Origin of the sequence: Clostridium saccharobutylicum DSM 13864, from assembly GCF_000473995.1 — a bacterium.
Classification (GTDB): domain Bacteria; phylum Bacillota; class Clostridia; order Clostridiales; family Clostridiaceae; genus Clostridium; species Clostridium saccharobutylicum.
The window spans coordinates 629,925-642,363 of record NC_022571.1 but is presented as its reverse complement, the minus strand read 5'-3'; the positions used below and the strand labels follow the sequence as shown (position 1 = coordinate 642,363).

The 12,439-nt window shown below is 29.6% G+C and carries 10 protein-coding genes; 1 reads left to right on the top strand and 9 read right to left on the bottom strand.

Annotated features, from left to right (window positions below):
- Positions 1-263: 263 nt before the first annotated feature.
- From CLSA_RS03010 to CLSA_RS02970, 9 genes are all read right to left on the bottom strand, one after another.
- Positions 264-3,278: a penicillin-binding transpeptidase domain-containing protein gene (locus CLSA_RS03010; protein ID WP_022743915.1), complete on the bottom strand. Its 3,015-nt coding sequence runs from the start codon at positions 3,276-3,278 to the stop codon at positions 264-266.
- Complete coding sequence (gene mreD / locus CLSA_RS03005; RefSeq protein WP_022743914.1) at positions 3,275-3,766, bottom strand: rod shape-determining protein MreD; 492 nt, start codon at positions 3,764-3,766, stop codon at positions 3,275-3,277. Before mreD ends, CLSA_RS03010 begins: the two co-directional genes overlap by 4 nt.
- A 10-nt stretch (positions 3,767-3,776) precedes the next feature.
- Positions 3,777-4,625 (bottom strand): rod shape-determining protein MreC, encoded by an 849-nt coding sequence (mreC, locus tag CLSA_RS03000; protein WP_022743913.1) that lies wholly within the window; start codon positions 4,623-4,625, stop codon positions 3,777-3,779.
- A gap of 2 nt (positions 4,626-4,627) precedes the next feature.
- Positions 4,628-5,647, bottom strand: a complete 1,020-nt coding sequence (locus CLSA_RS02995; RefSeq protein WP_022743912.1) for a rod shape-determining protein — start codon at positions 5,645-5,647, stop codon at positions 4,628-4,630.
- Between the two features lie 21 nt (positions 5,648-5,668).
- The gene (gene radC / locus CLSA_RS02990) at positions 5,669-6,358 is read right to left on the bottom strand and encodes a RadC family protein (protein ID WP_022743911.1); all 690 of its coding nucleotides are present in this window, start codon (positions 6,356-6,358) and stop codon (positions 5,669-5,671) included.
- 49 nt (positions 6,359-6,407) lie between these two features.
- Complete coding sequence (locus tag CLSA_RS02985) at positions 6,408-6,974, bottom strand: Maf-like protein (protein ID WP_022743910.1); 567 nt, start codon at positions 6,972-6,974, stop codon at positions 6,408-6,410.
- Between the two features lie 405 nt (positions 6,975-7,379).
- Entirely contained in the window at positions 7,380-8,051 is a 672-nt protein-coding gene (locus CLSA_RS02980; RefSeq protein ID WP_022743909.1) for an SPOR domain-containing protein, read from the bottom strand.
- A gap of 286 nt (positions 8,052-8,337) precedes the next feature.
- Positions 8,338-8,922 (bottom strand): C40 family peptidase, encoded by a 585-nt coding sequence (locus CLSA_RS02975; protein ID WP_022743908.1) that lies wholly within the window; start codon positions 8,920-8,922, stop codon positions 8,338-8,340.
- Positions 8,923-9,395: 473 nt separating this feature from the next.
- A complete protein-coding gene (locus CLSA_RS02970; protein WP_022743907.1) occupies positions 9,396-10,853 on the bottom strand; it encodes an aminoacyl-histidine dipeptidase in 1,458 nt (485 codons plus the stop codon).
- Positions 10,854-11,018: 165 nt separating this feature from the next.
- On the opposite strand from CLSA_RS02970, the gene pyk reads away from it, so the two are divergent.
- On the top strand, positions 11,019-12,437 hold the full coding sequence (gene pyk / locus CLSA_RS02965) for a pyruvate kinase (RefSeq protein ID WP_022743906.1): 1,419 nt from the start codon (positions 11,019-11,021) through the stop codon (positions 12,435-12,437).
- Positions 12,438-12,439: the final 2 nt, after the last annotated feature.

Here is a 12,439-nt window from a genome sequence, read left to right as displayed (position 1 = left end):
ATTTTCAGCAACCGAAACAAATGTATGACCTCTATTTCGGTTAGTTATTACACAAATCTAAGTCTTGATTTCGATATCTATAGTATATTATTTTTTATTATGCCTTATTTAATAAAAAATATCTCTGTTAAATCTAATATGCAATTGCATATTCATATGACTAACAGAGATATTTTTAATGTTATTTAGGCACAATTAAAAATGTGCCTTATTTAAATTCTTGAGCGATTATTAAAAATTAACTCATACCCATTTATCGATTTTTAATCCATTGGCTTTGTTTTACTATTTTTTTTATTTGCAGTAGTAGTCTTGCTATTTGTATTAGCAGCACTTAAATCAGTGTTCTTACTATTATTAGTAGTAGTGCTAGTGTTAGCATCAGTGCTGGCAGCACTTGATCCATCCTCTTTTTTACGATTTGGATTGTTTAAAACATATTTTTTAAAATATGCTGATGAAGCAACATAACCTGGCTGTTCCTGCTCTAATTTCTTTTCAAAATATGCATCATATACAGCTCTAACTGCTGATGCAACTGAAGCACCATGACCTCCATCAAATACTACTGCAACTACTGCTATTTGTGGATCATCAGCTGGAGCGTAACTTGCATACACTGCATAAGGTTTTCTTCCTTTATCCTCTTGATTAACATCCGCAGTACCTGTTTTACCTGCTGTTTCAATTGGGAAACCCTCAAAAGCAGTTTTTGCAGTACCTTCCGCTTCATTATTAACGGCTTTCATACCTTCTCTGATTACTTTTTGAGTGCTTTGTGACATTTGTACTGTATTTAAAACTTCTGGATTGAATTTTTGTACTACATTACCATCACCATCTGTTATTTCATCTACTAAATGAAGTTTATATCTTGTTCCTCCATTTGCAAGAGTTGAAATATATGATACTAATTGTAATGGCGTAAAGTTATTCATCCCCTGACCTATTGATGCATTAACAATTTCGGCTGGTGTCTTTATTTGTCCTGGTTCATCATTAATAGTAAATTGAGCTATTTCTTCTGCTATAGTATTCACTTGAGCATCTAAATTTACTTTTTTGCCTGAATCTTGCTCATATTTTGCTACATTAGATTTATATTTATCTGAATGATCCATTATGTTTTTAATATCTTTTTTAACATCCTTTGCAAATTGATCATGAGTGATAGCAGAACCATCATCAACACCAACTTTGTTCAATGCATTTTCAACCTTATCTTTTATAGCTTTCTTGGAATTCTTAACTTCATCATTATCATCATCTGAAACGCTAAAATCAAATGGAATAAATGTTACTCCATTATACTCCCCTTTTTCTAATGCATCTACTAAATTATATTTAGACATAGCTATACGTTGTTTTTTCCATGATGTAAAATTATAAGTTTGACCAAAATTTTCTGCTATTTCTATTCCAGTAGATGCTTTAGATTTACTGTTAGGATCATTAGGATCAACTCCTAATCCAAATTGCCATGCATATTTAGCAATAGAATCTAAAGCTCCAATATTACTTCCGTTTTGCTTATACATTAGATATGCAGTTTCATAGAAATAAAAGTTTATTGATTTTTCTAGTGCTGTTTGTAATGTAATTGGCCCTTGTGGTGCATCTAATCCGCTTGGATGAAAGTTCTTACCAAACGTCTCCGGATGTATACTAAAATCACCTGTATCATTTATAACTGTATCCGGCTGTATTGCTCCACTTTCTATCCCTGCAACAGACGTAATTGGTTTAAAAGTAGATCCTGGTGGTATTCTTGACATAGTAGCATAATTATAAGTTGCTTTTGGATATAAGTCATATTTATCTATTCTAGTACCATCTGATGAAAGTGGGAACAAATCATCAACAGTAGTATTCAAACCCATTTTTTGTATAAATTGTTTTCCAAAAGCCTCTAAATCTGGATTAAAAAAGCTTTTGTATTCATCAGATGTTAACTGCCCACTTACTGTAAATAAGTTTGGATTAAAATCCGGATAACTTACTAAGGATAAAACTTTTCCTGTTTTAACATCAACTGCTACTAATGCACCTCTTGTCGCATTTTTAGCCATATCTCCATTAGTTCCATTTCTCATTTTTTCCATAGCATCCTTCAAACCTTGTTCCGCTGCATATTGAACATTACTGTCTAGTGTAAGATGTACATCATTTCCTGGGTAAGATTCAAGTTGGAATAATGTTTCAGTAACTCCACCTTTAGAATTTACCTTAACAGTTTTCCCACCTTTGACTCCTTTTAATTGGTCTTCAAAAGCCGACTCTATACCAGATGTACCTATTAAGTCAGATGAAACATCATAACCTTTAAGCTCATATTTTTCTTTTTGAGTATCATTAATTGAAGATACATATCCTAGTACTGAAGATGCTAAATTATCAAAAGGATAATATCTTATTGGAGTTAACTTAACATCTATACCTGGTAAATCATATTTTTTCTGATAAAGTATAAATGCTGTATCCTTTTTAATGTTTTGTGCAATAGTTACTGATTTATATCCTTTAAAACTTTGCATTTTTATTGCATCTTTTACTAGCATATATTTTCTAATATCTTTTAGAGAATATCCTTGTTGCAGAATCTGATTAGTTAATTCTTCACCTGTCATTTTAGAATACTTAGCTTTATTTTCTTTACTATTATAATTTGGATCAACAAGTCCTATTAAATTATAACTTTTTACTAATTCATAAAATGTTTCTTCTGGTGTTATTTTTAAAAGTTGTGCATCTAATTGTGCACTTTGTGCATCACTTAATTCTTCTACATCTTTAAGTGATTTATCTTGATTTTTTAAGGTGTCATTTAACCCTCTATCTTTTTTTATTCTTAACTCTTCAGCATTTTGAGATTGTTTATCACTACTTGAATATTGAAAATATACTTTATTATTATCATCTATCTTTAGTGGTAATGCATCTTGTATGTTTTCTCCATTTTCATCTAAAATTTTAAAAAGTTCATTAATAGTTGTGTAGAACTGTTCATCTTCATTATCGGGTTTTGTATATGTAATAGCATATGTCTGTTTATTTGTAGCCAATACAGTTCCATTTGTGTCATATATTTTTCCTCTTGGAGCTACTTCTGACAAAAATCTCGTTGATGTTGTATCCGCTTTCTCTTTATAATTATTATAATTAAATACCTGAAGATATAATAATCTTAAAGTAATAGCTGCAAATATAGTTAACATGATAATAGACAAAACAGTATATCTTGAAATCTTTTTTTTCTTTGTTGGCTTACTTACTATCATCTAAACCTCCATCTTTGCTTTGTGTATTCATCATCATAAATATTCATTATATATTTATATATAAAAAACATTATTACTGAATTATATAATCCCATACAAATACTGTTAGTAAAATGTATTTTAATATTATAAATATACAATATTATAAATATCCCAAGATATTTTAACATTGTAATAAAAAACATTGAAATAACAGGAATAAGTCTTTTGTTCCTAACTATTCCTTCTCCTATTAAACTTGCTGAAAAACATAAAATTAGATTTAACAAAGCATTTATTCCAAATCCCTGATAAAAGAATATATCTTGAAGTATTCCAGAAACTACTCCAATAAATACTGCATTTTCTTTTTTATTCACTAGAGAATAAGCTATTACAAATGTAAATAATAAACTCGGATATGCACCTTTTATTGCAAAAAAAGGTACTAAAGAATTATCTAATATAAGTAAAAGTATAGAAATTAAAACAATAATTAATCTTTCCATTTATAAACCTCTATTTGTATTTAACTTCTCTCGTATCTTTAGGAGAGACGATAAATAATTCCTGTAATTTATTAAAATCAACATATGGTTTTACAACCGCACTTTTCATTACTTTTACTTTATCTTCTTCAACAGAAACTACTTCTCCAATTTTTATTTCCTTTGGATAAAGCATTCCTACTCCAGATGTTGTTATTACATCGCCTTCTTTAACTTCTGAATCTATTGGAAGATCATACACCTTTGTCAAATTTTTATTTTGATTATCTTTAAATCCACTTAAATATCCTGTAACATCCTTAGTGCTTTCATCCATAACACCTACTGCTATATTCTCGTTAATTATTGGTAGGATTATGCTCCAGTTATCTCCTGCACTAATTACCTGTCCAACTAAGCCTTGTGCAGATATAACAACCATACCTTTTTGAATACTATCACTTTTTCCTTTATTAACTACATATCCATCTATAAAATTTCCACCACTATATTCTATAATGTCACAAGCTATATAATTATATTGACTTCTTGACTCTTTGAAATCGAATATTTGTCTAAATCTATCATTTTCATCTTTCAAATTGGAGTAAGTAAGTAATTGACTTTTAAGCTCTTCATTCTCTTGAACCAATTGTTTATTTTGTGCTTTTACTTCTGAAAAATTCAAAAAGAAATCTAAAGTTTCTTTAACATGATTAGTTGCTTTATATATAATACCTTGTACTGGATTTAGAGCACTACCGGCACCACTTTCAACAATACTCTTATTTTCACTTTTAACAGTATAAGATATTAATCCTAAAAAGGTAACTGACAGCACTATAATAGTTACTGCCAGTTTATTTTTAATAAGCTTCATTATTAGCCTCTTTGATCTCTACTAATCTTATCAAAATCTTCAAGTGCCTTTCCTGCTCCAAGTACTACACAATCAAGAGGTGCCTCTGCAATATGTACAGGCATATTAGTTTCTTTGTTAATAAGCACGTCTAATCCTCTTAAATAAGCTCCTCCACCAGCAAGCATTATTCCTTTTTCCATGATATCTGCTGCAAGTTCTGGTGGTGTTTTTTCTAGAGTAGTTTTTATTGATTCAATAATTGCATAAACAGGTTCTTTTAATGCTTCTCTTACTTGTGCTTCAGAAATCTCAACAATCTTTGGAAGTCCCGTAATCATATCTCTTCCTTTGATTTCCATGATCATTTCTTCTTCGCCTTCTAGTTTATAAGCTGATCCAATTTCCATTTTAACTTGTTCAGCAGTTCTTTCCCCTACCATTAAGTTAAATTCTTTTTTAATGTAAGATATTATTGATTGATCCAATTCATCTCCAGCAATTCTTAATGATTTGCTAGTTACAATACCACCTAAAGAAATAATAGCAACTTCTGTAGTACCACCACCGATATCTACTATCATACTTCCTGTTGGTTCACTTACTGGAAGTCCTGCTCCAATTGCTGCTGCCATTGGTTCTTCCATTAATATAACATCTCTAGCTCCTGAAAGTTTAGTTGCTTCTTCAATAGCTCTCTTTTCAACTTCAGTAACACCTGATGGATAACAAACTATTATTCTTGGACTTTTAAATGCATTTTTAGTTGATACTTTTTCAATTAAGTTTTTCATCATTGTTTGTGCAGTATCAAAATCTGCTATTACTCCATCTTTTAATGGTCTTATAGCAACTATATTTCCTGGAGTTCTACCTATCATAAGTTTAGCTTCTGATCCAACTGCTAATGTTTTCTTTGTCATGTTGTTCATAGCTACAACAGATGGTTCTCTTAAAACTATTCCTTTCCCCTTAACAAATACTAAAGTATTTGCAGTTCCTAAATCTATCCCCATATCTTTTCCTGATCCAAATAATCCCATGTGTTTTTTCCCCTTCCGATTCTATATTAACCCTCGTTCTTTCAGGCTAACAAATTTATTCTTTCCTATTATAATATGATCTAATAATTGAATTCCTATAATTTTTCCACATTCTTTAATTCTTAATGTAATGTTGATATCTTCTTTGCTTGGTGTTGGATCACCTGATGGATGATTGTGACATATAATTATAGATGCACTATCTTTATTGATTGCTTGCTTAAATATTTCTCTTGGATGAACAATTGAAGTATTTAAACTGCCTTTGAAAATATCTTTCGATCCAATAATAATGTTTTTTGTATTTAATAATACAACTTTTAAAACTTCTTGATTTAAATCATTCATTTCTCCACTAAGAAGATCTGCTAAATCTTTGGGCGAAGTAACTTTAACATCTTTTTTCATAGCTTTCAATGTCTTAAATCTTCTAAAAAGCTCTGATAATGCCAAAATTTGAGAAGCTTTACCATTCTTAATTCCTTTTATAGATATAATATCATTAAAAGTTGCACTTAAAACGCCATCTAAGCCTTCTAACTCTGATAAAAGCCTATTACTAAGTTCCAATACATTTTCTCCTTGCGTTCCAGTTCTTAGTATAATAGCTAATAGTTCAGAATTACTTAAAACGTCAGCTCCATATGTTAATAATTTCTCTTTAGGCCTTTCATTCTTTGGTATATCCTTAATTTTAAGGTTACTATTCATTTACACTTTTACCTCCAAAAGTATAGGATACCCATCCACTCCCTATAAATTATTGTACTTCATCTAACATAGATTTTAATTTGTTTAAAGAAAGTCCGACTACATTATAATAACATCCTCTTATTTCCTTAACAAATACTCCACCTAAACCTTGAATTCCATAAGCTCCAGCCTTATCCAGCGGTTCCCCTGTTTTTATGTATTCTATAATCTCTTTATCGCTAATTTGCGAGAAAGTCACTTCTGTTTTTAGGCTTTCTTGTTTAATTATATTCTTTGCTGTATTAATTACAACAATTCCAGAATAAACAAAATGACTTCTTCCTTGAAGTGATTTAATCATCTTAAAAGCGTCTTCTTCATCCTTTGGTTTTCCGAGCAATTTATCTTCTAATGTAACTATAGTATCAGCTGATATTATTATTGCGTCATCTATTATTTTGTCTTTAATATCAATTGCCTTTCCTAAAGCTACATTTTTAACATATCTATCAATTGACCCTTCAAACTTTACTTTGCTTTCATCAAAGTCACTTACCATTACCTCAAATTTTTTTATCAATCTACCTAAAAGTTCTTGTCTTCTTTCTGAGGCAGAAGCTAATACTACTTTCATATATTCACATCCTAAATAAAGAATCTTAATATATTATTGACAAATAATATATATTATAGACATGTTATTTTTTTAACTAAATAATCCTTTAAACTTCAAAGGGTGTGGAAACAGTCATCGTACTTCTTAACTATTCCACACCTTTATAGTTTATCATTTAAGATGTTCTTAAACAAGTCCGTTATAGTAAGTTATGGTTTTTTTTATACAAATGTAATTTTGTTGTAATAATTACTCTTTTGTTTTTGGCACATAAAAATAAATAACAACTCCCATTTGCCGATGATGAGAGAACCCAAATCTATGATTTGATGTGAATCACTTACTCAGTGAGCGAATTCAAGTCGAGCTTCCTCTGATGAAAAATAGGTCCGCAAATGGAGTTGTTATTTTTTTGAATGTACCTTATGCTTTCATAAGATTATATAATGCCTTTATACTTTCAATACTATTTTTTTTATCAATTTCATCTGGCAAATTATTTATACAGTTACTTAAAGAATCTAATTTTTCTGATTTAGTCGTAACACCTTCATTTATAATATTACCTGCCCATGTTTTATAATCTTGTGTTTTTACACTTTTAACTTCACTATCTTCAAGTTTACTTGTAATTTTTAAAAAACCATCTATAATCTCTACTATTTTTTTATCTTCTATTGTATTTGTTGAAATATTGAGACTAACTTTAGCAACATCAATTCCTTTTGATTTCAACTCATCTATTTTTTTATTTCCGTCATCCTCTTCATATATACCTGCTAAAACTCTAAATTTACCGTTTTCCTCAATTATAAATGGTTGACAATATGATGAAATTGTACTTAACGATGCTTGTGCATTCTCTTCCTTTGAATAATATCCACATTGCAATGCAATAATATTTGTTCCTACTACTGTTGTATTTTGATCATTAGTATACGAAACGCTATTCTTATTATCTGTGATTTGCTTTCCTTTAAAAACAAGATTACTAGCGTACAAACCTCCCCCTATGGAAACTCCTACAATAACTACAATAGTACATATGAATTTCATCTTATTTGATTTTTTATATTCATATCTTGTGTATCTCATGTTATCCCTCCCACATTTCTATATATAATATATTTATTCTTAAGGTTACACATATATGAATTATGTAAGATAGGTTTAAGGTACAATCAAAAAAATAAGCTGCTTCTATATTAGATAACTCTAGAAACAACTTATTCATATATTATAACTATTTTATTTTCAAATTTAATGATATATTTCTATATCCACTACATTATTATTTTCCCTACATATAATGTTTTTTATTCATTATTTGATATGAATAAAAACTTCTTCCACCATACATCTATAATGCATGTTTTTCATATTAATTAAAAATTCTTCTTCCTGCTGCAAATCTACTTGAATAATAATCATCATCTAAAAAACTTATCATAACTGGTTTTCCTGTTCTTGGTGCATGTACAAACTCTCCATTACCAATATAAATACCAACATGACTTGTTGATCCATACGTGTTAAAGAACACTAAATCTCCAGGAATCAAACTACTTCTATCAACTTCAGTTCCTTCTTCTACTTGAGTGTATGTAGTACGCGATAAATTAAATCCACATTCTCCATATACATATTGTGTAAATCCAGAGCAATCAAAAGCATTTGGTCCATTTGCTCCATAAGAATAAGGCTTTCCTAATAACTGAAGTGCATAATTTACTGCTTCTTTTCCCTTATTAGTATCTGTTGATCCGTTGATTGTAGAAATAAATACCGTTTTTGATGATACAGTTGCTAATCCACTTGCAAGCACCTTATCTGAATTGAGTACATTTGCGTTATTAGGTGATAATGTCGTCACAGCTTTAGCGTCTTGAATATTAGCAAAACAAAATCCTGTAAAAACAAAAGTTGCTGCTATGCATCTGCTCAGCATCCTTTTCTTATTCCCCATATTTTTTCTCCTCCATAGCTCTTTTAATTAATTCGAAAACATTTTCATCTATACTATATAATTTTTATTATATAAATAATTGGTATATAGGTCAAATTACAGATATTTGTCAATATTTCTTAATCATAAAATACCTATTATTTACTCAATAATCCTATAAATACTAATCATATACTATAAACATGCACCTATTGATCATTTTTACCACTTTGTCTTCACTCCTCATATATTTAATTTATGTTGAACTATTGGCTTAAAAAAATAAATCTCGATGATATTTTAACCATCAAGATTTATTTTATTCTATAAGGCACATGCAAGAAAATAATAGACCAAAGATGCGATACATATTTGTTGTCAGACAAGGAAGTGAGTTTTGTTAATAGCGAACCTATTAGCAAAACTTACTGACGCAGTATGACGCAAAATATGTAAGCATACTGGTCTATTATTTTTTTGATTGTGCCTAATGTTTAAGCTTTTATTTCTTTAAGAATTTCCAATAAATATTCATAGCATCTTTCTATTGAAGATATACTCATATGTTCATTTGGAGTGTGTATATCAATTATATCTGGACCAAAGCTAATCATATCTAAATCTCCTAATTTCTCTTTGAATAAGCCACATTCTACACCTGCATGAATTGCAACAATCTCTGCTTCTTTTTCAAATAATCTTAAATATACATCCTTACATATTTCTCTGATTTTTGAATCTATTTTATATGGCCATTCTGGATATGCTGAACTTATTTCAAATTCTCCGCCTACCATTTCAGTTAAACACTTGATTCTCTCAACAATTTCCTCTCTTAATGAAAATACAGAGCTTCTTACAAGACTATCATATTCGACATCTTGTTTATTAGTTGTAACCACACCAAGATTAGTTGAACTTTCTGTTAACCCTTCTATTTTAGAGCTTATAGTATTAACTCCATTTTGGTATAGATATAACAGATTAACTACATTTTTTGTTGTATTATCTGAAAATACTTTTTTTATCTTTCCATTATACTCTTTGAGATTTAATTTTAAATTTTGATCCTTTTGACTAAATTCTTTCTTGAAGCAATCATATATTTGTGTATTAATATCCATCAATTTTTCTTGATCACATTCATTTATTGAAATGATTGCTGTACACTCTCTAGGAATTGCATTATTCTTTGATCCACCATTTATTGAAACTAAATTAAACTTAACTTCCTTTGTTATTTCTCGAAGGAATCTTCCAATTAATTTATTAGCATTTCCTCTTCCAAGATGTATTTCAGCTCCAGAGTGCCCCCCTTTTAATCCACTAACCGCAATCTCATATTCTTTTGCATTTTCTTTTTTATCTATCCATTCAATAGCAAGTTTAGATTTTGTTCTAATACCACCAGCACAACTAACTAAAAGCTTACCTTCTTCTTCTGAATCTAAATTTAAAACAATTTTTCCATTAAGATATTTAGGTTCCACAGCCATTGCTCCTGTCATACCTGTTTCTTCATCAGTTGTTAATAGTATTTCAAGTGCAGGATGTTTTAAACTACTATCTTCTAATATAGCCATTGCATAAGCTAATGCAATTCCATCATCACCACCAAGTGTAGTTCTATCAGCATATATATAATCACCTTTTACAACTAAATCTATTGGATCTTTAGTGAAATCATGCCTTTTATCATTATTTTTTTCACATACCATATCCATATGACCTTGTATTATAACTGTAGGTGAATTTTCATATCCTTTTGATGCTGGTTTTTTTATAATTATATTTAAAGCTCCATCTTGTATACATTCTAGTCCTAACTTTTTCCCAAATTCAAGTAAATAATCACTTATTTCCTTTTCATTCCCAGACCCTCTTGGTATTTTGCTTATTTCTTCAAAATGATAAAATACCCTCTCAGCCTTAACACTTTCTATTTTTTTCATATTTACTCTCCCTTTCGCCAAAAATATGATAAAATACCTTTATACATATCTTTTTCTTAGTTTATCATAAAATACTAATATATTATTTATATTATTTTATTATTTTATGATTTATTTCACACACTATTAATTATACTATATAAAATTTTGATATGAGGTGTTTATATGCAAAAAACAAAAATGATTTTTACTATTGGTCCAGCAAGTGACAATGAAGAAACTTTAAAAAAATTCATTGAAATCGGGATGAGTGCAGCAAGATTAAACTTTTCTCATGGTACTCATGAAACACATAGAGAAAAAATTGAATTAATTCAAAAATTAAGCCATGAAATGAATACTGCTACTGCTATAGTTCTAGATATAAAAGGTCCTAAAATCAGAACTCATAACTTTGTAAATGGTGGTGTAACGCTTACTGAAGGTGATGACTTTGCTTTCATTTGTGGTGAAGAAATACTTGGAGATGAAAAGAGATGCTCAATCTCTTATGAAGAACTTTGTAAAGATATTCAAGTTGGCGGAAAAATTCTTGTTGATGATGGACTTTTAAAATTCAAAGTTACTGGTGTTGAAGGTACAGCTATTAATACTAAAGTTATAGTTGGTGGAGAAATAAAGAATCATAAAGGTGTTAATGTTCCTAATGTTGTAATTAAATTACCATCAATAACTTCAAAAGATATCGAAGATATTAAATTTGGATGCGAAATGGGCGTTGATTTTATAGCCGCTTCTTTTATTAGAAAAGCTAGTGATGTTTTAGACGTAAAAAAAGTTTTAAAAGAAAATCATGGAGAACATATAAAAGTAATTGCTAAAATCGAAAATCAAGAAGGTGTAGATAACATAGATTCCATTATCGAAGTAACTGATGGAGTTATGGTTGCAAGAGGAGATATGGGAGTTGAAATTCCAATACAAAAAGTTCCTATAATCCAAAAAATGATAATAAAAAAATGTAATGAAGCTGGTAAAATAGTTATTACAGCTACTCAAATGCTTGACTCTATGATTAGAAATTCAATTCCAACAAGAGCTGAAGCTAGTGATATTTGTAATGCTATTTTTGATGGTACTGATGCAATCATGTTAAGTGGTGAAAGTGCTTCTGGTTTATTCCCAATTGAAGCTGCTAAAACAATGGCTAAAATTGCTCAAGAAGCTGAAGAATATCTTGATTATAATCATTTAACTACAAGACTTAGAGAACCTTCTCTTACTGATTATGCAGCTGCAATAAGTTATTCTGCTTGTAGAACTGCAAATCTACTAAATGCAAAAGCTATTGTTGCAGCAACAAAGAGTGGTGCTACAGCTAGATTACTTTCAAGATATAAATCAAAGGCACCAATAATAGCTATAACTCCTTATGAACAAGTAAGAAGAACTCTAAACTTATGTTTTGGTATTTTCCCAATGCAATGCGATATGTTTAATACAACTGATCAAATATTAAACGAAGCTAAAAATGTAGTATTTAGATTAGGAATTACTCAACCTGGAGACGATATAATTGTCGCTGCTGGAATGCCTACAACACAAACTGGCGGAACTAATATGCTAAAAATAGAAAAACTTTAATT